The sequence below is a fragment of the Caballeronia arationis genome (genome assembly GCF_001544975.2).
Classification (GTDB): domain Bacteria; phylum Pseudomonadota; class Gammaproteobacteria; order Burkholderiales; family Burkholderiaceae; genus Caballeronia; species Caballeronia arationis.
In genome coordinates this window covers 1-22199 of sequence record NZ_FCOG02000099.1, presented here as the reverse complement: position 1 = coordinate 22199, position 22199 = coordinate 1, and the positions used below count along the sequence as shown (strand labels likewise).

Annotated in this window: 21 protein-coding genes; 14 read left to right on the top strand and 7 right to left on the bottom strand. The window is 63.6% G+C overall.

Annotated features, from left to right (window positions below; genetic code table 11):
* Positions 1-202: hypothetical protein (locus AWB81_RS47225; RefSeq protein ID WP_144444226.1), on the bottom strand; the 202-nt coding region annotated here is incomplete at its 3' end.
* On the opposite strand from AWB81_RS47225, the gene AWB81_RS32035 reads away from it, so the two are divergent.
* The 5 genes from AWB81_RS32035 (at position 201) to AWB81_RS32015 (ending at position 5138) form a co-directional block, all read left to right on the top strand.
* Positions 201-1526, top strand: coding sequence for a UxaA family hydrolase (locus tag AWB81_RS32035; protein WP_062641150.1), 1326 nt, complete (start codon positions 201-203; stop codon positions 1524-1526). The genes AWB81_RS47225 and AWB81_RS32035 overlap by 2 nt on opposite strands.
* Positions 1527-1536: 10 nt before the next feature.
* Positions 1537-2598 (top strand): aldo/keto reductase, encoded by a 1062-nt coding sequence (locus tag AWB81_RS32030; protein ID WP_062641148.1) that lies wholly within the window; start codon positions 1537-1539, stop codon positions 2596-2598.
* Positions 2595-3437 carry an amidohydrolase family protein gene (locus tag AWB81_RS32025; protein ID WP_062641146.1) on the top strand — a complete coding sequence of 281 codons (843 nt, stop codon included), beginning with the start codon at positions 2595-2597 and terminating at the stop codon, positions 3435-3437. Before AWB81_RS32030 ends, AWB81_RS32025 begins: the two co-directional genes overlap by 4 nt.
* Positions 3438-3498: 61 nt before the next feature.
* Entirely contained in the window at positions 3499-4242 is a 744-nt protein-coding gene (locus AWB81_RS32020) for an SDR family oxidoreductase (RefSeq protein ID WP_062641145.1), read from the top strand.
* Positions 4243-4289: 47 nt separating this feature from the next.
* Positions 4290-5138 (top strand): ureidoglycolate lyase, encoded by an 849-nt coding sequence (locus AWB81_RS32015; RefSeq protein ID WP_062641143.1) that lies wholly within the window; start codon positions 4290-4292, stop codon positions 5136-5138.
* Between the two features lie 153 nt (positions 5139-5291).
* Here the strand turns inward: AWB81_RS32015 and AWB81_RS32010 are convergent, their stop codons facing one another.
* Entirely contained in the window at positions 5292-5732 is a 441-nt protein-coding gene (locus tag AWB81_RS32010; RefSeq protein WP_062641141.1) for a PaaI family thioesterase, read from the bottom strand.
* 231 nt (positions 5733-5963) lie between these two features.
* On the opposite strand from AWB81_RS32010, the gene AWB81_RS32005 reads away from it, so the two are divergent.
* Positions 5964-7583 (top strand): methyl-accepting chemotaxis protein, encoded by a 1620-nt coding sequence (locus tag AWB81_RS32005; RefSeq protein ID WP_087135329.1) that lies wholly within the window; start codon positions 5964-5966, stop codon positions 7581-7583.
* On the opposite strand, the gene AWB81_RS32000 is transcribed toward AWB81_RS32005, so the two are convergent.
* Entirely contained in the window at positions 7584-8708 is a 1125-nt protein-coding gene (locus AWB81_RS32000) for an AGE family epimerase/isomerase (RefSeq protein WP_062641139.1), read from the bottom strand. It abuts the gene before it with no gap.
* Between the two features lie 177 nt (positions 8709-8885).
* On the opposite strand from AWB81_RS32000, the gene AWB81_RS31995 reads away from it, so the two are divergent.
* The 3 genes from AWB81_RS31995 (at position 8886) to AWB81_RS46525 (ending at position 11433) form a co-directional block, all read left to right on the top strand.
* The gene (locus AWB81_RS31995; RefSeq protein ID WP_062641137.1) at positions 8886-9569 is read left to right on the top strand and encodes an MgtC/SapB family protein; all 684 of its coding nucleotides are present in this window, start codon (positions 8886-8888) and stop codon (positions 9567-9569) included.
* A 175-nt stretch (positions 9570-9744) separates the two neighbouring features.
* Positions 9745-10989 carry a hypothetical protein gene (locus AWB81_RS31990; protein ID WP_143753559.1) on the top strand — a complete coding sequence of 415 codons (1245 nt, stop codon included), beginning with the start codon at positions 9745-9747 and terminating at the stop codon, positions 10987-10989.
* Positions 10990-11280: 291 nt separating this feature from the next.
* Positions 11281-11433 carry a hypothetical protein gene (locus tag AWB81_RS46525; protein WP_167306281.1) on the top strand — a complete coding sequence of 51 codons (153 nt, stop codon included), beginning with the start codon at positions 11281-11283 and terminating at the stop codon, positions 11431-11433.
* Between the two features lie 210 nt (positions 11434-11643).
* Here AWB81_RS46525 and AWB81_RS31985 read toward each other — a convergent pair whose 3' ends face one another.
* On the bottom strand, positions 11644-12273 hold the full coding sequence (locus AWB81_RS31985) for a DUF2239 family protein (RefSeq protein WP_062641135.1): 630 nt from the start codon (positions 12271-12273) through the stop codon (positions 11644-11646).
* Between the two features lie 138 nt (positions 12274-12411).
* Between AWB81_RS31985 and AWB81_RS31980 the strand changes: the two genes are divergently transcribed.
* A complete protein-coding gene (locus tag AWB81_RS31980) occupies positions 12412-13029 on the top strand; it encodes a flavin reductase family protein (RefSeq protein ID WP_062641133.1) in 618 nt (205 codons plus the stop codon).
* A gap of 57 nt (positions 13030-13086) precedes the next feature.
* Here the strand turns inward: AWB81_RS31980 and AWB81_RS31975 are convergent, their stop codons facing one another.
* Positions 13087-15042 (bottom strand): methyl-accepting chemotaxis protein, encoded by a 1956-nt coding sequence (locus tag AWB81_RS31975; RefSeq protein WP_062641131.1) that lies wholly within the window; start codon positions 15040-15042, stop codon positions 13087-13089.
* A 326-nt stretch (positions 15043-15368) separates the two neighbouring features.
* On the opposite strand from AWB81_RS31975, the gene AWB81_RS31970 reads away from it, so the two are divergent.
* From AWB81_RS31970 to AWB81_RS31955, 4 genes are all read left to right on the top strand, one after another.
* Complete coding sequence (locus AWB81_RS31970) at positions 15369-16547, top strand: quaternary amine ABC transporter ATP-binding protein (protein WP_062641128.1); 1179 nt, start codon at positions 15369-15371, stop codon at positions 16545-16547.
* Positions 16540-17442: a choline ABC transporter permease subunit gene (gene choW / locus AWB81_RS31965; protein ID WP_062641126.1), complete on the top strand. Its 903-nt coding sequence runs from the start codon at positions 16540-16542 to the stop codon at positions 17440-17442. Before AWB81_RS31970 ends, choW begins: the two co-directional genes overlap by 8 nt.
* 7 nt (positions 17443-17449) lie before the next feature.
* Positions 17450-18442 carry a GlxA family transcriptional regulator gene (locus AWB81_RS31960; RefSeq protein WP_062641124.1) on the top strand — a complete coding sequence of 331 codons (993 nt, stop codon included), beginning with the start codon at positions 17450-17452 and terminating at the stop codon, positions 18440-18442.
* 740 nt (positions 18443-19182) lie between these two features.
* Complete coding sequence (locus AWB81_RS31955) at positions 19183-20118, top strand: choline ABC transporter substrate-binding protein (RefSeq protein ID WP_062641122.1); 936 nt, start codon at positions 19183-19185, stop codon at positions 20116-20118.
* A 15-nt stretch (positions 20119-20133) separates the two neighbouring features.
* Here the strand turns inward: AWB81_RS31955 and AWB81_RS31950 are convergent, their stop codons facing one another.
* Together AWB81_RS31950 and AWB81_RS31945 are read right to left on the bottom strand one after the other, a co-directional pair.
* Positions 20134-20889 carry a class II aldolase/adducin family protein gene (locus AWB81_RS31950; protein ID WP_062641120.1) on the bottom strand — a complete coding sequence of 252 codons (756 nt, stop codon included), beginning with the start codon at positions 20887-20889 and terminating at the stop codon, positions 20134-20136.
* 17 nt (positions 20890-20906) lie between these two features.
* Positions 20907-21986, bottom strand: coding sequence for a GlxA family transcriptional regulator (locus AWB81_RS31945; protein WP_062641117.1), 1080 nt, complete (start codon positions 21984-21986; stop codon positions 20907-20909).
* Positions 21987-22199 lie beyond the last annotated feature (213 nt).

The following is a 22199-nucleotide window of genomic DNA, read 5'->3' as shown; positions in this document are numbered from 1 at the left end:
TGCTTTCTTTGCTTACTTTCTTTGCAGCAGCAAAGAAAGTAAGTCCCGCCCCGGACAGGGGCAGAGCTAATAGACCGCTAAGAAGGCAAGTTCCACAGGAGCACCAGCGCATCAAACGGGCGTTGAAGACCCAAGCGCCAGCAAAAATCACCCACCGCCCGCGAGGGCAAAAAAGAAACCGCAGGACAAATCGCCAAACCATGCCGACGACTCCATCCTCAAAAACGCCCAACCTGCAAGGTTACGAACGCTCCGACGGACGCAAAGGCATCCGAAACATCGTCGCGGTAGCGTATCTCGTCGAATGCGCGCATCACGTGGCGCGCGAAATCGTCGCGCATTTCCGCCCGGCTTTCGACGCGTTCGACGATCACGAAGAGCAGGACCCGCCCGTCCACCTGATCGGCTTCCCCGGCTGCTATCCGAACAGCTACGCCGAAAAGATGATGGAACGCCTGACGACTCATCCGAACGTCGGCGCTGTGCTATTCGTCTCGCTGGGCTGCGAGAGCATGAACAAGCACCATCTGGTCGATGCGGTCCGCGCCACCGGACGCCCGGCCCACGTGCTCACGATCCAGGAAAAGGGCGGCACGCGCAGCACGATCCAGAACGGTCTCGACTGGGTGCGCGAAGCACGCGCGACGCTCGCCGCCCAGCCGAAGGTGCCGATGGCACTCGATGAATTCGTCGTCGGGACGATCTGCGGCGGCTCCGACGGCACGAGCGGCATCACGGCCAACCCGGCCGTCGGCCGCGCGTTCGATGCGCTGATCGAAGCGGGCGCGACCTGCATCTTCGAGGAAACCGGCGAACTCGTCGGCTGCGAATATCACATGGAAAAGCGCGCGGCGCGGCCGGAGCTGGGCGCGGAAATCGTCGCGTGCGTGGCGAAGGCGGCGCGCTACTACTCGATTCTCGGCCACGGTTCCTTCGCCGTCGGCAACGCGGACGGCGGTCTCACGACGCAGGAAGAAAAGTCGCTCGGCGCGTACGCGAAGAGCGGGGCGTCGCCGATCGCCGGGATCGTCAAGCCCGGCGACGTTCCGCCGACCGGCGGCCTGTACCTGCTCGACGTCGTCCCCGACGGCGAGCCGCGCTTCGGCTTTCCCAATATCAGCGACAACGCGGAAATCGTCGAATTGATCGCGTGCGGCGCGCATGTGATCCTGTTCACGACCGGGCGGGGCTCGGTGGTCGGTTCGGCGATCTCGCCCGTCATCAAGGTCTGCGCCAACCCAACGACTTACCGCAACCTGTCCGGCGACATGGACGTGGACGCGGGCCGCATCCTCGAAGGCCGCGCGACGCTCGACGAAGTCGGACGCGAAGTCTTCGATGCGACCGTCGCGGTGGCGGCCGGCGCGGCCTCGAAGTCGGAAGGGCTCGGGCATCAGGAGTTCATCCTGACGTACAAGACCTTCGAGCCGGTCGGGCCAGCTTGCCTGCCGGCGCATTTGCCGCGCGCGGCGACGGCGCGTAATGTCGGGGTTGGGGCGAAGGTCGTGCAAATCGCATCGCAATGAGGTCGCGCAGATGAACAGCAAAACAGTCGACACCGTGGTCGACCAGGTCAATCGCCGCCGGAGAATCGGCCGCACCTCGCTCGAAGTGACGGCCCTCTCGCTCGGCACCGCGCCGCTCGGCGGGCTGTATCACGAGCTTTCGGAAGAAGCGGCAATGGCGACCGTCGACGCGGCGTGGCAAACCGGCATCCGCTTCTTCGATACCGCGCCGCACTACGGCCATACGAAAGCGGAGCACTGCCTCGGCAACGCGCTGCGCCGCTATCCGCGTGCCGACTACGTGCTTTCGACGAAAGTCGGCCGCCGCTTCGTGCCGCGCGTGCACCCTTACGACGGCAGCGAAGGCTGGGCGAATCCGCTACCGTTCGAAGCGATCTACGACTACAGCTACGACGGCATCCTGCGCTCGTTCGAAGACAGCCAGCAGCGTCTCGGCATCGTGGATATCGACATCGTGCTGATTCACGACATCGGCCGCGTGACGCACGGCGAGAAGAACGCCTTTTACTGGCGGCAACTCACCGACGACGGCGGATTTCGCGCACTGGACGAACTGCGCAAGACGCGCGGCGTGAAGGCAGTCGGACTTGGCGTGAACGAAGGAGCGGTGATCCGGGAAGCCATGGCCGAGTTCGACATCGACTGCGCGCTCCTCGCCGGACGATACACGCTGCTCGAACAGGCCGTCCTCGACGACTTGCTGCCGGAGTGCGAAAAGCGCGAAGTCAGCATTTTGCTCGGCGGCGCGTTCAACTCGGGCATCCTCGCGCGCGGTCTGGACGCGAACGCCGAAGGCGACCTGAAGTTCAACTACGGCGATGCGCCTGCTGCGATCGTGGAACAGGTCGGCAAGCTGGAACGCGTTTGCCGCGAGCACGGCGTCGCGCTGTCGAGCGCGGCCCTGCAATTTCCTTATGCGCATAAAGTTGTCGCGACCGTGCTGATGGGCGCGCGCAGCGCTCACGAAGTGGTCGAGAACGCGGCGTCGTTTGCGGAGCCGCTACCCGCCGCGCTGTGGGACGCCCTGCACGCAAACCAGTTGCTGCATCCGGACGCGCCGGTGCCGCGATGAATATCGACGCTCACCAGCATTACTGGAACCCCGCGCGCGGCGATTACGGCTGGCTCAAGCCGGAAATGAAAGCGCTGTATCGCGTATTCGGTCCCGGCGATCTCGAACCGTTGCGCGACGCGGTGAACATCGAGCGCACGGTGGTCGTCCAGGCGGCGCCGACGGTCGACGAAACGCGCTATCTGCTCGATCTGGCGCGCGCGGACGATTCAATCGCGGGCGTGGTCGGCTGGGTGCCGCTCGATGCGCCCGACGCGCCCGCTCTCATCGAATCGCTCGCGCGCGATCCGAAGTTCAAGGGCGTACGTCCGATGCTGCAGGACCTGCCCGACGACCGATGGATCGAAACTGCGCCGATCGATCCTGCGATCAGGAAACTCATCGAACTCGATCTCGCGTTTGACGCGCTGATTTTCGCGCGCCACGTTTCGTCGCTGACAAAATTTGCGCAGCGCTATCCGGAATTGAGGATCGTCGTCGATCATGGCGCGAAGCCGCCGATTCGCGACGGCGCCGCAGGCTGGCAGCCGTGGGCCGACGGCATCGCGCAGCTGGCTGCCTTGCCGCAGCAGCCTTATTGCAAGCTGTCGGGTCTCGTCACCGAAGCCTCGCAAAATTGCGACGAATCCGTATTGAAACCCTACGTCGACCATCTTTTCGAACATTTCGGTGCGCAACGCCTGATGTGGGGCAGCGACTGGCCGGTCCTCAACCTGAATGGCGATTATGCTGGCTGGCACGACGCGGCCCGCGCGCTCTGCAGACAGCGTCCGGATCTCGAAAAAACGGACGAAGCGGCGATATTCGGCGCAAACGCCCGTTCGTTCTACCGCCTGTGACGCCGGTTGAACCGGCGATATACCCGGCATGTCTCAAAAATACTTTCAACCGGAGCTGTAGATGATACAAAGACTGGCAGGCAAGACCGCGCTGATCACGGCAGCGGGGCAGGGCATCGGTCTCGCGACCGCCGAGCTGTTCGCGGCCGAGGGCGCGCGCGTGATCGCAACCGACATCCGCACCGAATCGCTCGAAGGCAAGCCGTTCGAAGTCCGCAAGCTCGACGTGCTCGATACGAAAGCCGTCAACGCTCTCGCGAGCGAAATCGGCACGATCGACGTGCTGTTCAATTGCGCGGGCTTCGTGCACGCGGGTTCGATTCTCGAAGCGAGCGAGGCGGACTGGGATCTCGCCTTCGACCTCAACGCGAAGGCGATGTACCGTACGATCCGCGCGTTTCTCCCGGCGATGCTCGCGAAGGGCGGCGGCTCGATCATCAACATGTCGTCGGCGGCGTCGAGCGTGAAGGGCGTGCCGAACCGCTTCGTGTATGGTGCGTCCAAGGCGGCCGTGATCGGCCTGACGAAGGCTGTCGCCGCCGATTTCGTCACGCGCGGCATCCGCTGCAACGCGATTTGCCCCGGCACCGTCGATTCGCCTTCGCTGCAGCAGCGCATCGCGGAGCAGGCGAAGGCGCAGGGCGCGGCGATCGAGCAGGTGCAGGCGGCGTTCGTCGCGCGCCAACCGATGGGGCGCGTCGGCAAGCCGGAGGAAATCGCGGCGCTGGCGCTCTATCTCGGGTCCGACGAATCGTCGTTCACGACCGGTCAGATCCATCTGATCGACGGCGGCTGGTCGAACTAGGCTGCCGGGCAACCGAATCACCTTTTGAAACACGAGGATCAAACCAGATGAAACTGCTTCGTTTTGGGCCGAAGGGTCAGGAAAAACCGGGTCTTCTCGACGCCGACGGCAAGGTTCGCGATCTGTCCGGCATCGTCGACGACATCGCCGGCGCCACGCTGACCGACGCGGGTCTCGCGAAACTGCGCGCCATCGATCCGGCGACGCTGCCGGTCGCTTCGGGCGAGCCGCGCATCGGCCCGTGCGTCGGGCGCGTCGGCAAATTCGTGTGCATCGGCCTCAACTACGCCGATCACGCCGCCGAATCGAACCTGCCGGTGCCGACCGAACCTGTGATCTTCGGAAAATGGACGAGCGCGATCTGCGGCCCGAACGACGACGTCGAGATTCCGCGCGATTCGAAGAAGACCGACTGGGAAGTGGAACTCGGCGTGGTCATCGGCAAGGAAGCCAAATACGTCGACGAAGCCAGCGCGCTCGACTACGTCGCGGGCTATTGCGTGATCAACGACGTGTCGGAGCGTGAGTGGCAGCTCGAACACGGCACGCAATGGGACAAGGGCAAGGGCTTCGACACGTTCGGCCCGCTTGGGCCCTGGCTCGTCACGAAGGACGAAATCGCCGATCCGCAGAAGCTCGACCTGTGGCTCGAAGTCGATGGACACCGCTATCAGAACGGCAACACGCGCACGATGGTGTTCAACGTCGCGCAACTGGTGTCGTACCTGTCGAAGGTGATGAGCCTGCAACCCGGCGACGTCATCTCCACCGGCACGCCGCCGGGCGTCGGCATGGGCGTGAAGCCCGCGCCGGTGTTCCTCAAGGCCGGGCAGACGATGCGCCTCGGCATTCAGGGCTTGGGCGAACAGCAGCAAAAGACCGTCGCGGCGCAGTAAAGCAGGCGAGCGGGTAAAAGCCGTTGCGCATCGGGGCGCGACGGTTTTTTTTAACGCGGGTCGAAACGTGAGCTTTTACGGGAGCGATCCGCGCACAACAAAAAACCTCGCGTTCGAGCGAGGTTCATCACGCCGATGCCGCCGGAAAAGCGCTCAGGCGTCGAATCTAATCGGTTCCGGCGCGCCTTCACCGATGCGGTTGATCGTGCCCTGCGCGACCGCGACGAGCCGCTCGGCGTTGCCGTCCGTCACGTAGACGTCGCACTGGCAGGTAGCCTGCGTCATGCCGGCGTGGATCACGCGGGCCCGCGCCATCAGCGTGCCGGACACGGCGGGCCGCAGATAGTTGATCTTGTATTCCCCCGTGACCACCTTCGGGCCGAGCCTCAGCGCGCCCGCGAACGTCAGCGCATTGTCGACGAGATAACTCACCACGCCGCCATGCACGAAACCGTGTTGCTGCCTCAGGTCGTCACGAATGGTGAGACACAGCGTAAGACTCGCTGAGTCGACCTGCATCAGTTTCGTTCCAAGCAAGGCGCTGAACGGTTGCGCATTCAGCGCACCGCGAGCGATATCGACGATTTCGGCCATTCGGACACTCCTTCGGTGGGTTCGGTCCTGCAAAGACTGTAGGTAGCGTTCGTCCACTCTGCAAGGAAGTTCGCCAAAAGCCGCTGAAAATCTTTCGCAATTGTTTCAAAAAGCTTGCCGCGCGCGTATTCGAAGAGGAAAGCGCGAATTCCGTTCAAGTGCGCGCCCTTGATTGCCGTAAACCCGCAGATTGCCGCTGTCGAGGGCCAATACATGAATTCGGGTGTCAGGATGTTGGGAAAAATCAAGGTTGCTTCAGGTTTGCTCGCGGTACTGCTGGTGTTCTGTCTGTTTCAGGTGGTGACGGAAGGGCTCGGTTTCTGGTCGTTGTCGAATACGCATGACGATGTGGGCAACCTGTCCAACATCGCGCTCAAGCAGGTCAACATGGTCAACGAGACCACGCAGCGCCTGATGGACGCGCGCATCAACCTCTCGCGCGCCGGGACGCGGATGGTGCGTGGCGGCGCGGAACCGGTCGAGATCGTGCAGCACGCGCGCGAACAGATCGCGCTTGCCGAGAAGTCGTTCGCCGCATTCGTCGGCGCGCCAAAAACGGGCGACGACAACCAGGCGCGCGTCGCCGCGATGCAGGACAAGTACGCGGCCTATTCGAAGGCGCTCGGCGAACTCGTCCAGTATCTCGACTCCGGCAACATCCAGGCGTTCCTCGACCAGCCGACGCAAGGCTTTCAGGACCGCTACCTCGCCGAGCAGCAAAAATTCATGCAGTTCGGCGACGCCGCCGGCCGCGCCTATCTCGAGTCGATCGATCAGCGCTTCTTCCTGTTCCGCGCGGTGGGCGCGGGCATCTTCATCGCGCTGGTTGCGGGCATCGTACTGGTGCACGTCGCGCTGCGGCGGGGGCTCGTCGCGCCGCTCGAAGAAGCGGGCCGTCACTTCGACCGCATTGCGCAAGGCCGGCTCGACGAGCGCATCGCCGATCGCGGCAGCAACGAGATCGGCCGTCTTTTCGCGGGTCTCGCGGTGATGCAGGCAAGCGTCGCGCGCACGGTTGCGACGGTGCGCGAGACGTCGGATTTGATCAACTACGGCGCCGATGAAATCGCCACCGGCAACGCCGACCTGTCGGCGCGCACGGAGAATCAGGCGGCGTCGCTCGAAGAGACGGCGTCGAGCATGGAGGAACTCACCGCGACCGTGCGCCAGAACGCCGAACACGCGCGCGAAGCGAATTCGCTCGCGGGCGACGCGCTCACCGCAACGTCGCGCGGCACGGGCGTGGTTGCGGACGTCGTCGAGAAGATGCGCAGCATCGCGCAAAGCTCGGACAAGATCGCGGAAATCATTTCGGTGATCGACGGCATCGCGTTCCAGACCAACATCCTCGCGCTCAACGCGGCCGTCGAGGCGGCGCGCGCCGGCGAACAGGGACGCGGCTTCGCGGTCGTCGCAGGCGAAGTGCGCGGACTCGCGCAGCGCAGCGCGCAGTCGGCGAAGGAAATCAAGGAGCTGATAAGCGAGTCGGTGTCGCAGGTGAGCGACGGCTCGGCGCTCGTCGAGCGCGCGGGGCAGGCGATGCGCGAGGTGTCGTCGTCGATTTCGCGCGTCACGCAGATGATGGCCGAGATCAGCGCGTCGTCGGCGGAGCAGAGCACGGGCATCGAGCAGGTCAACCAGGCCGTCACGCAAATGGACGAGATGACGCAGCAGAACGCGGCGCTCGTCGAAGAGGCGGCGGCAGCGGCGCAATCGCTGCACGAGCAGACGCGTCAGTTGAAGGCGGCGGTGTCGGTGTTCCAGATCTCCGACGCCGTGCTCGATGGCGCCGTGCGCGACGCGCGCGAGCCAACGCCTTCGTTTCGCGCGACGCGGCTTTCCGCGGTTTGATCAGCGTAGCGCTTCGTAAGCCGTGGCGAGGTGGTAGGGCGTGGTCGACGGCATGTCGGCGCGCGTCACCACGCCTTCCGCCGACTGGCATTCGATCCAGCCGCGCGCGTGCAGGAAGCGCTCGCTGAAGCGCGCGATCTGCAGCGGCAACTCGGCGCGGCTGGCTTCGCTGTCGTGCGTCGCCAGTGCGCGCAGGTATTCGGTCTGCGCCCAGATGCGCTGCGTGCCGTCGCTCACGCGGCCTTGCTCGTCGAGGGCGGCGAAGACGCCGCCTGTCACCGGATCGACGCCGTAGCGGTGCGCGAACTCGAAGGCGCGCGCGAGCGGCTCGCGCAGGCCGGCGGCATTGAACGCCGGATGACGGCTGCCTTCCACCAGAAAATACCATTCGAACTGATGCCCCGGCTCCAGGCGATTGCCCGCCGCGCCGATCGGCAATTCCGCGATACAACCGCTTTCGCGATGCACGAACATCCGCGCGACATCGCGAGCGAGCGTTTCGAGACGGCGGTCGAACGCGGCGTCGCCGGTGGCGTCGCGCGCGGCGAGCCACGCCTCGGTCAAGTGCATCAACGGGTTCTGCAAAGGCGTTTCGAGCACGCCGCCAAAGTCTTCCGACATCACCGCGTTCAGCGCGCCGCTTGCCAACGCGAAGCGCGTTTCGACCAGCGCCGAAGTCTCGTTCAATAAAGCGATTGCGTCGGCTGAACCGCTTTTCTTCGCGTACGCCGCGCAGGCGAAAATCACGAACGCGTGCGTGTAGAGATCCTTCTGGCGCTCGAAAGGCGCGCCATCCGCGTCTACGCTATAGAACCAACCGCCGTTTTCCTTGTCCTGAAAATAGTGCCGCAACGAGGCGAAGAGCGTTCCCGCATGCGCGAGATCGCCTGCGAGCGAGAAGACGAACAACTGGCGCGCGCAGGCCATCGCCCGGTAGCGCGACGGCGGCAGCGCGGCGTGATCGTCCGGCGATACCGCCTCATAGGCGAGGCCGAGTTTCGCGTTGAAGCCGGGGCCGCGCCAGATCGGCAGCACGACGTTCGCGTAGTGATCGCGCAGCGCGGCGCCGTCGGCGGAAGGCGTGGCGGGCTGGCGGGATGCGTCATGCGGTTTCTGATCTTGCATACGGCGAATTGTTGGTGGTCGGCATTCGAGAAAAGCGCACCGCGTCATGCGGCACACGACGTGCGGCGTGCGAGGCGCCAAGCATAGCAAACCCGCATCGGCGTATGCGGGACGCCAAGGGGGCCCGGTGCGGCGAGATAAGGCCCACATCCACAACGAAAAGGAGGACAGACATCCATGTTAGGCAATCTGGAACTCGTCTCGCGGCTCGTGATGGCCGCTGCGCTCGGCAGCGTGATCGGCTTCGAGCGCGAACGCCTCTCGTGGGCGGCCGGCCTGCGCACGCACATGCTGGTGTGCGTCGGGTCGTCGCTGATCATGATGGTGTCCGCGTTCGGTTTCGCCGATGCACTGCAAGGCGACCACGTGGTCCTCGATCCCTCGCGGATGGCCGCGCAGGTCGTCTCCGGGATCGGCTTTCTCGGCGCCGGCTCGATCCTCCTGCGCAACGAGATCGTGCGCGGGCTCACGACGGCGGCGAGTCTCTGGTCGGTCGCGGCGATCGGCCTCGCGGTCGGCGGCGGGCTTTACACGGCGTCGATTGCCGCCACCGCGATCATTCTGATCATCCTGGCGGGGATCAAACCGCTGGAGCGACGCTTCATCTCCGTAAAACAGCGCCGGCAACTGACGATGCTGGTCGAGCGCGGCTCGCTGAGTTTTCATGCGCTGCACGAGGCGCTCGGGCCGGGCAGCGTGCGCGTGAAGCAGTTCGTCGTGCAGCAGAGCGAGGATGCGCCGGAACTCGACGAAGTGCAGGTCGTGCTGTCGCGCGTGTCGTCGCCGGAATATCTGGCGATCTGCGACCGGCTGCGCACGCTTCCGAGCGTGCGCGAATTCAGGGAAGAAGACGCGTCGTGATCGGTTTCCTTCGATGACGCCGCGGACGTAAACACGCGTCGCGCGGAATCGGCAAAATCGCGCAGATTACCGCCAGGCAAGGCGCTGAGCCGTGCGACAATGCGGTCTCGAAAAAACGCAGATCCGCATTTTCTTTTCCGCGCGCCGTCTTTTCCGGCCGCCGCTCTCCGAACTTATGCCAGATTCCGCTGTAAAAACCGCGCCTCAGCCCGACCAGACGAACAAGCCTTCGCGGACGCCATCGCGCCGCAACGGCGCTGCATCGACGGCTTCGCGGCCGGACGGTAACGAAGCCGCCGTTTCCAACGATGCCGAAAAGAAACTCGCCCGCGCCGCGCGCTCCGCGCAGCGGCTCGCGCAACTGACGAGCGACCCGCGCAGCGAAGGCACGCTGGATCTGTTCGCGGAAGACATCGAGCGCGCGACGTTTCAGGCGATGAACACGGACATCCGGCAGGGCACGCTCGCCGGTTTCGAACTGCCGGATGTGTTCATGGCGGCGGTGCAGTCGGGCGCAGGTAGCGACGCAGTGCAGGCAAGGCGTGCGGGCCGCACGGGTGCGGCCGTCGCGAATGACGCGACGCTGGACGTCGAGCCGTCGGGTTCGGCGGCGGCGCAGGCGCGTCGTGGCGGCAAGACGGCGAGTGCGTCGGTTTCGGTGGTCAGGCCGACCAGCGCGACGCGGTCCGCTGCTGCAAATACGGTATCGGGCGACGAACTGGCGCTGGCGATGGATGAGGCACCAGAGGAGAACCCCTCTGCCGACCCAAAGTACACCGACTCGAAACCCGTTTCCGCGACGACTCCCGAGCACCGTAACGAACCAGAAGCCGCATTCCGCCTGGTGCATGAGTCCGGCGCGGCATCGCAGGGCGGCGTTGCCGAGGCGTGTCCCGCGCCGTCGTCGCATGCCGCCGCGCTGGTCGACGCCGATCGCCGGAAACATCGTACTGGCACGGCGCAGCGCAGCGACGATCCCGCCTCGCCCGAACTCGACCGCGCCCGCGCGACGGCCTTCGCCGACACCATCGATGCGCTCTACGCCGTGACCGCCGACCAGCGCGCGTCTTCGACGGCGCACTCGCGCCGCATGAAGACGATGCTGACGATCATCGTCTGCGCGATGCTCGTGACGGTCGCGACGGGCGTCGCGCAGACGCTGCTGCTCATGCGCATGAGCCGCGACAGCGCGTTGCAGCAGCAGCGCATCGAGCAATTGATGCTCAACCAGGAGGCGACGCTGTCGTCCCTGTTCGACACCGACTCCGCGAATGTCAGCACGCTCAACGCGCTGAGCACGCTGAAGGAATCCCCCGATGCGTCGCCGGTCCAGCCCGTGAGCGCCGCGCGCAACGACGCCGCGCCGAAAAAGCACGCGGTGAAGCACGCCGCTCACCGCACAGGTGTGACTGTCCGCTGAGCGGCGCGCCGCTTCCATTCTCCATTCGAGCCTTACGGTCATTCGCGCGCGTCCGTGACGCGTGCGCCACAGCGCGTGCTGTCTTCGCGTCCGTTCTTTTTGGGCAGCGCAAGCCCGTCCGATGGCCGTTCCAGACCTGTCCCCCCTATCGACGGCGGCACCTGGAAACCACTGTTGTAGAAAAACTACAAAATTTTCAGACTGAAATGTTGCGTTGCACTAGAAATCGTTAGGTGAAAACCCTATAATTGGTTCTAAGGGAAAACCCTGCAACATTAACCGGAGTCTGACATGAGCTATCTCTTCGCCCTGCTGCAAAAATTTGCTTCGCTGTTCGAATCGCCGCACCTGCCGCTCGACTCGGATTACTCGTACCAAGCGCGTCACCGCGAAGCCGAGCGCAGTCGCAAGTCGCGCGGCACGGCCTTCGGAATCCGTCTGTGAGCTTGAACGAAAGCGGCGCGGGACAGGAATAACAGCGTTTGAACAAGGTCGATCGACCAATTTTCCCGCCCGCTTTCATACAGTCTGAAATGTAGTTTTTCTAGCTTTACTGGCGAGTTTTTCTCGACTCGCGAGGTCTATCACTCGGCGGCCGATCCGTCGACGTCCACACCTGCGCCATTCGGCGCTATTTTTTTGTCCGCGCGTCCTTCACTGCGCGAGAGCCGCAGCCGGTTCGCTGCCGCCGAAAGCGAGGCGGGTGGCGTAGTCCCGAACATCGCACGGCCATGCGCAGACCAGTTCATCGAACCGCCGTGGGTCGTCGGCGAACAGTGCCCGCGTCGCTTCCTCGAAGCCGGGCAGGTCCCCCGCTACAGCCGACATGAAGCGATAGGCCCGCTCGTGCGCCTTGCGGATCCTGTCCTTTTCGCCGTTCGCGCGCCGCGCTTCCTCAACCAGTTTTCGCAGTGCCACCGATGCGCCGCCCGGCTGCGTCGCGAGCCATTCCCAATGGCGCGGCAACAGTGTTACCTCGCGTGCGACCACGCCCAGCTTCGGGCGTCCGCGGCCGCGAGGCTCGACCACGGCAGCACCCGCGCCGGCGAAATCCGCCGATTGGGCCTGCACGCCTTCAGGCAGGCTTTCCGCCGTGTCTTCGTCCGTTCCTCGCATGTCGATGTCGATCAAGCGCCCCGTTGCGTCGTCGAAGATCAGTACGGGTTCGGTCGCGCCTTCTTCAAGCGCACGTCTCGCTGCCAGTGCGTTTGCCTGAAGCGAGCCCGTTGCAATGCGTCGATGGCCCTCGAAGGTCGTGCAGGACGGAACAACAGGTTGGGTCATGGGAGAGCCCGATTCGAATAAGAATATCGAATATTATCCGGGTATAAATAAAAGATTAATTAAACCCGGATAAAAATCGCCCTGCCGATATCGACGCCCTCAGCTATGCTTGGACTCCTTCAGTTGCCGACACCCCACATGACCGACGACGTCCATTTCTACCGCCCCGAGGAAGGCCACGGCCTGCGTCACGATCCGTTCAAGGTGATCGTGGCACCGCGCGTGATCGGCTGGATTTCGAGCCGCGACGCAGACGGCCGCGTGAACCTCGCGCCGTACAGCTTCTTCGGCGCGTTCGCGTCCTTTCCATACATCATCGGATTTTCGAGCGAAGGGTATAAGGACAGCATCCGCAATATCGAGGCGACGGGCGAATTCGTGTGGAACCTGTCGAATCGCGAGCTTGCCGATCGGATGAACCGCACGTCGGCGCCAGTCGGGCACGACGTCGACGAGTTCGAGCTTGCCGGGCTGACCAAGGCGCCGGGGCGCAACGTGGACGTGCCGCACGTCGCGGAATCGCCGGCTGCGCTCGAATGCAGGCTGTTGCAGATCGTTCACCTCAAGAACCTCGACGGCGAGCCGATGAACAACTGGCTCGCGCTCGGCCAGGTCGTCGGCGTGCATATCCGGCGCGAATTCCTGAAGGACGGCATATTCGATACCGCCGCAGCCCGGCCGATCATGCGCGCCGGCTATCGCGGCGACTACGCGGAAATCGGCGAGATGTTCGAGATGATCCGGCCGACGTCGTAGCCGGTCCAAAAAAAAGGCGCCCCGCAAGGCGCCTCCCGTTCCGGAAAATCGCCGGAATCAGACCCTGAACACGCTCACCGCCTGCGCGAGCCGCTCGGCCTGGTCGCACAAATCGGCGGCCGAGTTTTCCGCCTCGCCCACGAGCGCCGCGTTCTGCTGCGTCGCCTCGCCGATCTGCATCACGGCGACGTTGACCTGCTCGATGCCGCTCGACTGCTCGCGCGACGCCGCGCTGATCTCGCCGATGATCGCGTTCACGTGCGCGACGCGCTCGACGATGCCGCTCATCTTGCCGCTCGCCTCTTCCGCGATCCGGTAGCCGTCCGACACCTTGCCGACCGAATCCGCGATCAGCGTCTCGATCTCCTTGACCGCCGCCGCGCTGCGCTGCGCGAGTCCGCGCACTTCCGATGCGACCACCGCGAAACCCTTGCCGTGCTCGCCCGCGCGCGCCGCTTCGACAGCCGCATTGAGCGCGAGGATGTTGGTCTGGAACGCGATGCCTTCGATGACCGACGTGATGTCCGCGATCTTGCGCGCCGACTTGTCGATTTCGCTCATCGTCGCGACCACGCGGCCGACCGCCTCGCCGCCCGCGCGCGCCGCATCGGACGCCGAACCGACGAGCTTGTCCGCCTGCGTCGTGTTGGCGGCGTTTTGCTGCACCGTCGACGTGATTTCCTCCATGCTGGCCGCCGCTTCTTCGAGGCTGCTCGCCTGTGTGGCGATGCGCAGCGAGATGTCGCTGCTGCCCGACGCGATGCGCTCGGTCGCGTGCGACATGTCCGCCGACGCGTGGCGAACCTGCGAGACGATCCGCGCGAGCCCCGTCGCGATGCCGTCGATCGCGTGCATCAGGCGGCCGATGTCGTCCTCGCGGGCGGAATCGATGCGCACGGTCAGGTCGCCCGCGGCGATCCGCTCGGAGGTCTTCGTGACTTCGTCGAGCGGCTGGCCGACGAGGCGCTTGACCGCAATCATCAGCGCCGCGACGAACGCGCCGATCACGATGAGCCCGATCAGCAGGAAGCGGTTGCGGCTCGCGTGAACGTCGGCGAGCAGTTCGTCCCGATACGCGATGCCGCCGACGAGCCATTGCCATTCCGGCACCGTCGTAAACGCGATTTCCTTCGCGCCGCCGTGCACTTTCGGATCGGCGCCGGCGATGTCGGTGCCGTCGAAATCGAGCCGTCCCTCGCGCTTTTCGAGCATCTGCGCGAACGGCGCGACGTGTTCGTCTGCGGGCTGGCCTTCGGCGCCCGGATGCACGATCAGCTTGCCGCGACTGGCGCCGTTCGACGCATCGACGACGAAGTAGTAGCCGCTTTCGCCGATCTTCAGGTCGCGGATGTTCTGCTGCAGTTTCGCGAAGGTCTCGCTCACGTCCACGCCGACGAAGAGCGCGGCGATCACGCGGCCCGACGCATCGGTGACGGGCTTGTACTCCGTGATGTACTGCTTGCCGAACAGCGCCGCAATGCCGATGTACGGCTTGCCGGCGAGCACCGGCGCGTAGGCCGGCCCCTTGCGGTCGAGCAGGGTGCCGACGGCGCGCGTGCCGTCCTGCTTCTTCAGCGAGGTCGTAACGCGCACGAAGTCATCGCCGGTTCGGGCGAAGATCGTCGCGATGGCGCCGCTCTTTTCGAGGAACGCGTCGGGAATCGAAAAATCGAGGTTGAGCGGCGTGCCGCCGGCGGTGAGCGTCGGCGTGGCGACGCCGCCGATGTCGACGCTCCTGGTTTCGTCGAGGGCGAAATCCTTCGGCACGACGGTCGTGAAGATCGACATGAAGCGCCCGGCTTCGGCGCTCACCGCCTTGTTGTAGAGGCCGATCATCGAAGCGATCGAGTGATTGTCGCTTTCGACGCGCGCGAGCGCGTGGTCGTTGACCTGCTCGCCCGCGGAGCGGGTCACGGCGACCGTGAAGGTCGCGATGATCACGGCGGCGAGCGCGCACGCGAGGACGGCGAACTTGGTGCCGACGTTCGCGCGGCGTAACTTGATGGATGTCATTGACTTGCTGATTTGTGGGGGGATAGGGACTTACTACCGTTTACGGCGCTGGCTTGCGGTTCTTTACGGCCGACCGTTCGTTTTGCGGCAGGAAATTCGCGCCGATTTGCCTCAGGACGACATGCCAAAAACCTCATGCCGGCGCTTCGCGGATGCCCGCAAACCCTTGTCGCGTAAGGCTCCGGCCACCGAGGTGCGGTTTGCACCTCAAACGGGTGTCGTATTTCCTCATGTGGTTGTCGCAAATAGTCGGCTAGGCGCACTTATTTCTAGCAACTATGTATGCACAGCGCGGACGCACGTCCGCGACGCTAGGAGAGCATTCAATGAATTCCCCCAAGGTCGTGGTCGAAGGGCTGTGCAAGGTGTTCGGCACAAGCCCCAAACAGGCACTCGACATGCTGGCAGGCGGCGCGACGAAGGAAGAAGTCTTCGCGCGCACCGGTCAGATCGTCGGTGTGCATAACGTGTCGTTCGAAGTGAAGGAAGGCGAGATCTTCGTGCTTATGGGCCTTTCCGGCTCCGGCAAGTCGACGCTTATTCGCCTGATCAATCGCCTTGTCGAGCCGACGGCCGGCAAGGTGCTGATCGACGGACGCGACGTCGCCGCGGTGCCGCGCTCGGAGCTCACTGCGCTGCGCCGCAAGGACATGAGCATGGTGTTCCAGTCGTTTGCGCTGATGCCGCAGCGAACCGTGCTCTCGAACGCCGCGTTCGGGCTCGAAGTGGCGGGAGTCGGGCGCAAGGAGCGCGAGAAGCGCGCGATGACGGTCCTGGAACAGGTCGGGCTCGCGCCGTTCGCGCAGAAGCTGCCGGCGCAGCTCTCGGGCGGCATGCAGCAGCGCGTCGGCCTTGCGCGGGCGCTGGCGGTCAACCCGTCGCTGATGATCATGGACGAAGCGTTCTCCGCGCTCGATCCGCTAAAGCGCAAGGAAATGCAGAACGTGCTGCTGGAATTGCAGCGCGAGCAGCAGCGCACGATTCTCTTCGTGTCACACGATCTGGAAGAGGCGATGCGCATCGGCACACGCATCGCGATCATGGAAGGCGGACGTGTCGTGCAGATCGGCACGCCGCAGGAAATCATCACGAATCCCGCCGACGATTATGTCCAGGCGTTCTTCGACGGCATCGACACGAGCCGCTACCTCACGGCCGGCGATCTGATGCAGACCGATGCCGTGCCGCTGATGAAGCATTCGCCGCAGATCGATGCGTCGTCGGTGGCTCAGACGCTCAACGGCAGCGCCGACTACGCATTCGTGCTCGACAGTGAGCGCAAGATTCGCGGCTTTGTGTGCCGCGATGCGATGGGGAGCGCGTCGCCGCTCTTGAACCAGATCGAGTGCATCGATCGCACGACGCCGCTCGACGACGTCGTTTCGCGCGTCGTCGCGAGCCGGGCCCCGTTGCCGGTTGTCGAGGCGGACGGTTCTTATTGTGGTTCGGTCAACAAGACGAACGTGCTGAAGGTTTTAACGCGCCATCGAGGTTCCCATGTCTGAAATGATTCCGCTCGGTAGCTGGGTCGACCACGGCGTCCACTATCTGCTCGACCACGACGCCAAGACGTTCGACTCCATCGGCAAGGTCATCGAGAGCTTCGCCGCCCTGGTCGAACACGGCCTGCAGGCCATCCCGATGTGGGCGCTGATGGCGTTCTTCGTCGGCATAGGGTTGTGGCGCGTCGGCTGGCGCTTTGCGTTCTTCACGCTGCTCTCGATGCTTCTCATCTACGGGACGGGCTTCTGGGACCAGATGGTCATCACGCTAGGCCTCACGCTTTCCTCCACGTTGATCAGTCTCTTGCTCGGCATTCCGCTCGGCATCTGGACTGCGAAGAGCAAGTACGTCGAAATGGCCGTGCGCCCCGTGCTCGACCTGATGCAGACGATGCCCGCGTTCGTCTACCTGATTCCCGCCGCAATGCTGTTCGGCCTCGGGCGCGTGCCGGGGATTCTCTCGACGGTCATCTTCGCGATGCCGCCTGCGGTGCGTCTCACGTCGCTCGGCATCAAGCATGTGAACCGCGAGATCGTCGAAGCGGGACAGGCGTTCGGCTGCACGCCGTGGCAGTTGCTCTACAAGGTGCAGTTTCCGAATGCGCTGCCTTCGATCATGACCGGCGTGAACCAGACGATCATGATGGCGCTCTCGATGGTGATCATCGCGTCGATGGTCGGCGCGGGCGGTCTTGGCAACGACGTGCTTGCGAGCATTCAGCGGCTCGATATCGGGCTGGGATTCGAAAGCGGCTTGTCGGTGGTGTTGCTCGCGATCATTCTCGACCGCATCACGGAAAGCTTTGGCCGCTCGCCGGGCATGGCACGCGCACCGCTGCTCTCGGGCATTCGCAGCGTCATGAAGGTGCGCCGGGCGCCAGCGGCGCAGCAAGGCTGATCTGCTTATGAAGCGCGACGCGATCACGCCCGTCACGAACGATTCGCCGTTATCGAAGCTGGCTCACTTCGGCTTCCTCACGCTGCCGAACTTTTCGATGATCGCGTTCACGAGCGCGGTCGAGGTGCTGCGCATGGCGAACTACGTGGGTCGCGCGCAGCACTACACGTGGTCGGTGATCACGCCCGATGGCGAGCCGGCGCGTGCGAGCAATGGCATCACCGTGAAGCCGACGACGACGTTGGCCGAAGCCGGCATGCCGGATGTGCTGATCGTGTGCGCGGGCTGGCATGTACGCGATTACGTCGACGAGAAGGTGATTTCGTTGTTGCAGGAAGTGGCGGCGCAGGGCGTGCCTCTTGGTGGCATCTGCACGGGGCCTTTTGCGCTGCTTGCGGCGAACCTGCTCGATGGCTACCGATGCACGGTGCACTGGGAGGATATGTCGCCGTTGCACAAGAGCTATCCGCACGTGCGTTTTGCCGATGAGCTGTTCGTGATCGACCGCGATCGCGTGACGTGTACGGGCGGGACTGCGCCGCTCGATCTGATGCTCAATCTGGTTGGCATGCGGCTTGGGCAATCGCATGCGGCGCAGGTGTCGGAGCAGTTCATCGTCGAGCGGATTCGCGGGTCGAGCGATTATCAGCATATTCCGGTCGATGCACGCGTCGGGTTTTCCCGCGCCGAACTGATCGAAGTCGTGCGGCTGATGGAAGCGAATATCGAAGAGCCTTTATCGCTCGAGGAACTCGCGCGGCTCGTGCAGTTGTCGCAAAGACATTTGCAGCGGATGTTCAAGGCCTTTCTTAGCGTGTCGCCGACGCATTACTATCTGACTTTGCGGCTGCGGCGGGCGCGAGAGTTACTGCGTAATACCGACGCTTCTATTGCTCGGGTTACCGCGGTTTGCGGGTTTCATTCACCATGTCATTTTAGTAAGGCGTATCGTGCGCAGTTTGGGCATGCGCCCAGCGTCGAAAGGCGGCTTTCAGCCTAAGCCGATGCTTTCAGGTCTTCGTGAAATTGCTATGGAACTTGCTTTGCCTTTGGTCTATTAGCGCGCCCCTGTGCGGGGCGGCAGTCACTTTCTTTGCTGCTGCAAAGAAAGTAACCAAAGAAAGCAGCTTTTTCAGGCAGCAGTCTTAGGACGGCAACACTCTGGCATTGCAGAGTGGCCCAGCGCCTAAGTGTCGCCCTCAAGGAACCGTAGGGGCTTGGTGCGCGGCACGCAATGTGTCATCGCACAGCAAAGAGACTGGCACAGCATTCATACATCCGTCCTCGCTTCGCTCGGACATCAGGTGCATTGGTCGTGTAGGTGAGGCCTGCCGTTCCTCGTTGATATGGCGGGAGCGACGGCGAACCGATGGTTTTGACTTGCCCTTCGTCCGAGCGAAGCGCGGACGGAACTGAACGAGGTGCTTACCGCTTTGTTGAATTGCGAGCGGTGTCAGTGCGTGCGCGCGCCAAGCCGCTGAAGTCCATTGAGGGCGACACTTAGGGGCTGGGCCAGTCAGTTGTGCGAGTGCTTTGGCGTGCGGTGACTGCTGCCTAAAAAAGCTGCTTTCTTTGCTTACTTTCTTTGCAGCAGCAAAGAAAGTAAGTCCCGCCCCGGACAGGGGCAGAGCTAATAGACCACAAAGAAAACAAGTTCCATAGAAGCGAAACAATATCAAACGGTTTAACACGTTCGAAAGCGTTATAGCCCAATAACCCCGGTAGGGAGCAACCCAGAAAATGAACCTTAAGTGGCTCGCGCCCCTGTGCGCGCTCGCAGTATCGACGTCTTATGCCGCCGACCCGGCCGCCTGCCGCAATGTCCGCTTCGCCGACGTCGGCTGGACCGACATCGCTGCCACGACCGGCCTGGCATCGACTGTCCTTGAAGGCCTCGGCTACAAGCCGACCAAGACCATCGCCTCGGTGCCGATCACCTTCGCGGGTGTGAAGAGCAAGCAGATCGACGTGTTCCTCGGCTACTGGTCGCCGACCATGGACCCGATGATCGATTCGTTCAAGAAAGCCAATCAGGTCAAAGTGCTCCCGACGCCGAACCTCACGGGCGCAAAGTACACGCTCGCCGTGCCCGACTACGCCTACAACGCAGGCATCAAGTCGTTCAGCGACATCGCGAAGAACTACGACAAGCTCGACGGCAAGATCTACGGCATCGAACCGGGCAACGACGGCAACGCGCTCATCAAGAAGATGATCGACACGAACCAGTACGGACTCGGCAAGTTCAAGCTGGTGGAGTCGAGCGAGGCAGGCATGCTCATCGAAGTGAACCGTGCGATCCGCGACAAGAAGCCCATCGTCTTTCTCGGCTGGGAACCGCATCCGATGAACGTGCAGATGAAGATCGACTATCTGTCCGGCGGCGACGACGTGTTCGGCCCCAACTACGGCGAAGCCCGGGTGATGACCGTCACGCCGACCGACTACGACACGCGCTGCCCGAACGTCGCGAAGCTGGTGTCGAACCTGAAGTTCACAACGGACATCGAGAACCACGTGATGCTGCCGATCATGAACAAGACCGATGCCAACAAGGCCGCGCGCGAATGGCTGAAAGCGAACCCGGCCGTGCTCGACAAGTGGCTCGCGGGCGTGACGACGTTCGACGGCAAGGAAGGGCTGCCCGCCGTAAAGGCCTACGTGGAAGGCAAGTAAAGGCGTGACGCTGCGTCAACTTCGATAGTCCGTGCCGGTCCCTGCGATCAGACGCAGCGCCGCCTGCCATTGCAGGCTCACGATGTTGTCCGATTCGTCGCGAGCGAATTGCTGCGCTGTCAAACGGCGCACCGCTTCCGGCGGAAACGACAGCTCCGCATTGCCCGCGAGCGCGCGCACCTGTATCTCGCAGGCGCGCTCAAGAAAATAGATGTCCTGGAACGCCGCCGGAATCGACGTGCCGCCCACCAGCAAGCCGTGATTGCGCAGGATCATCGCGTTGTGCGGGCCGAGATCGGCAACCAGCCGCTCGCGTTCGCCGAGGTCGAGCGCAATGCCTTCATAGTCGTGATATGCAATGTGCTCGTAGAACTTCAACGCGTGCTGGCTGATCGGCAAAAGGCCCTGCTTTTGCGCCGACACCGCCGATCCCGCGGAAGTGTGGATATGAATCACGCAGACGAGATCGGGCCGTGCCATGTGCACCGCCGAATGAATCGTGAAGCCCGCCGCGTTCATGCGATAGCGCCCGGGATGTGCCTCGGCATCGGCTTCGACGACGCGCCCCGCACTGTCGATCTTCACGAGGTCCGACGCGCGCATCTCATGGAATAGCACGCCGTATCGGTTGATCAGGAAGTGATGCTCGGGACCGGGCACGCGCGCCGTGATGTGCGTGTCGATCATGTCGGTCATGCGGAAATGCGCGACCAGCCGATACAGCGCCGCAAGCTCGCAGCGCACCGTCCATTCGTCCTGCGTTGGGGGCATGTGGGTTCGTCCTCTCGCTAGATTGCCTGTGCGCGGCCCGGGAAGGTTTCGTCGTAGTCCGCGGCGTCTTCGGATTCGGCCGTGCCGCGCTGCTCGCGATACATCATCGGCGGCAGGCCGAATTGCTTGCGAAATTCGCGGCCGAGATGCGAGGCATCGGAGAAGCCGCAACTCGAAGCGATATCCGCGACTGTCTTGTCCGAACTCGTCAGAAGCCAGGCGGCCGTGCGCAGGCGCACCTGCTTCGCATACGCCTGCGGCGCCTTGCCAGTCTCGGCCTTGAAGAGCCGTTCGAGCTGGCGCGTCGACAGGTCGAGCTTGTGCGCGAGTTCGTCGAGCGAAAGCGAACGGCCGACATGCTGTTCCATCAGCAGGATCGCGCGCTTCACCTTCGGATGCGTCGCGGGCGCGAGGCCCGGTGGATGCGGCTGCGGCGCGTTGCCCTTCTGCATATCGTCGACGAGCAGGATGCGCAGCGCCTTTTGCACCGTCGCCGTTTCGAAGTGGCGCAGCAGGATCGCCGCCGCCACGTCGATCGACGCGCGTCCGCCCGAACACGTGATGCGCCGCCGGTCGATCACGAACAGGCGATCCGCGACCAGCAGTTCTTCGTCGACCGCCGGAAAGCGCTCGACGAAATCCCAGTAGTGGAACCAGCTCACGCAGATGCGATGGCCGCCGAGCACGCCCGCGCGCATCAGCGAGAACACGCCGGTGCACATGCCGACGAGCGTCGCGTCGGTCATGGCGGCGCGGCGGATGAATTGCAGCGTCGCGTCGCTCGCCGCCGGCCCCGAATGCAGCAGGCCACCGACGACGACGACATAGTCGAAGGGTTCGGCCTGATCGAAGGTCTCCCACGGCGTGATCTGGATGCCGCAACTCGCGCGCACCGGTGCAAGGGTTTCCCCGATGACGCTCCACGAGCAGCGCACCGGCTTGCTGAAGTCGCCTTCGTCGGCGGACAGGCGCAGCAGGTCGACGAAACCGGAAAACGCCGTCAGCGTGAAATTCGGCAACAGGATGATGCCGAAGCGGATGCGCTCTTTCGATTTGCCGTCGATGGACTGGGGAGGGATTGCTTCTGCGGGGTTCATGCACAAAGCCGGAAGGACGAGTTGCGACAAGCATAGCACCGGGACCGTCGCGCAGATTTCATGGCGGGTGCTCTCTTCGCGAGCAGCATGCGAAGCCGCGGATATGACGAATCCAGGCGACAGCGCCCGTTATATAGTCGGTCTTGCAGAATCGCGCGAAGCCAAGCGCAGCGTGCGGATAGGTGCAGATAAGCAGTTGCGAAACTCCCAGTT

Excerpts from the sequence above, each read along its gene's own strand:
- AWB81_RS32035 (WP_062641150.1), top strand. The coding sequence starts at position 201 with ATGCCGACGACTCCATCCTCAAAAACGCCCAACCTGCAAGGTTACGAA.
- AWB81_RS32030 (WP_062641148.1), top strand. The coding sequence starts at position 1,537 with ATGAACAGCAAAACAGTCGACACCGTGGTCGACCAGGTCAATCGCCGC.
- AWB81_RS32025 (WP_062641146.1), top strand. The coding sequence starts at position 2,595 with ATGAATATCGACGCTCACCAGCATTACTGGAACCCCGCGCGCGGCGAT.
- AWB81_RS32020 (WP_062641145.1), top strand. The coding sequence starts at position 3,499 with ATGATACAAAGACTGGCAGGCAAGACCGCGCTGATCACGGCAGCGGGG.
- AWB81_RS32015 (WP_062641143.1), top strand. The coding sequence starts at position 4,290 with ATGAAACTGCTTCGTTTTGGGCCGAAGGGTCAGGAAAAACCGGGTCTT.
- AWB81_RS32010 (WP_062641141.1), bottom strand. The coding sequence starts at position 5,732 with ATGGCCGAAATCGTCGATATCGCTCGCGGTGCGCTGAATGCGCAACCG.
- AWB81_RS32005 (WP_087135329.1), top strand. The coding sequence starts at position 5,964 with ATGTTGGGAAAAATCAAGGTTGCTTCAGGTTTGCTCGCGGTACTGCTG.
- AWB81_RS32000 (WP_062641139.1), bottom strand. The coding sequence starts at position 8,708 with ATGCAAGATCAGAAACCGCATGACGCATCCCGCCAGCCCGCCACGCCT.
- AWB81_RS31995 (WP_062641137.1), top strand. The coding sequence starts at position 8,886 with ATGTTAGGCAATCTGGAACTCGTCTCGCGGCTCGTGATGGCCGCTGCG.
- AWB81_RS31990 (WP_143753559.1), top strand. The coding sequence starts at position 9,745 with ATGCCAGATTCCGCTGTAAAAACCGCGCCTCAGCCCGACCAGACGAAC.
- AWB81_RS46525 (WP_167306281.1), top strand. The coding sequence starts at position 11,281 with ATGAGCTATCTCTTCGCCCTGCTGCAAAAATTTGCTTCGCTGTTCGAA.
- AWB81_RS31985 (WP_062641135.1), bottom strand. The coding sequence starts at position 12,273 with ATGACCCAACCTGTTGTTCCGTCCTGCACGACCTTCGAGGGCCATCGA.
- AWB81_RS31980 (WP_062641133.1), top strand. The coding sequence starts at position 12,412 with ATGACCGACGACGTCCATTTCTACCGCCCCGAGGAAGGCCACGGCCTG.
- AWB81_RS31975 (WP_062641131.1), bottom strand. The coding sequence starts at position 15,042 with ATGACATCCATCAAGTTACGCCGCGCGAACGTCGGCACCAAGTTCGCC.
- AWB81_RS31970 (WP_062641128.1), top strand. The coding sequence starts at position 15,369 with ATGAATTCCCCCAAGGTCGTGGTCGAAGGGCTGTGCAAGGTGTTCGGC.
- choW (WP_062641126.1), top strand. The coding sequence starts at position 16,540 with ATGTCTGAAATGATTCCGCTCGGTAGCTGGGTCGACCACGGCGTCCAC.
- AWB81_RS31960 (WP_062641124.1), top strand. The coding sequence starts at position 17,450 with ATGAAGCGCGACGCGATCACGCCCGTCACGAACGATTCGCCGTTATCG.
- AWB81_RS31955 (WP_062641122.1), top strand. The coding sequence starts at position 19,183 with ATGAACCTTAAGTGGCTCGCGCCCCTGTGCGCGCTCGCAGTATCGACG.
- AWB81_RS31950 (WP_062641120.1), bottom strand. The coding sequence starts at position 20,889 with ATGCCCCCAACGCAGGACGAATGGACGGTGCGCTGCGAGCTTGCGGCG.
- AWB81_RS31945 (WP_062641117.1), bottom strand. The coding sequence starts at position 21,986 with ATGAACCCCGCAGAAGCAATCCCTCCCCAGTCCATCGACGGCAAATCG.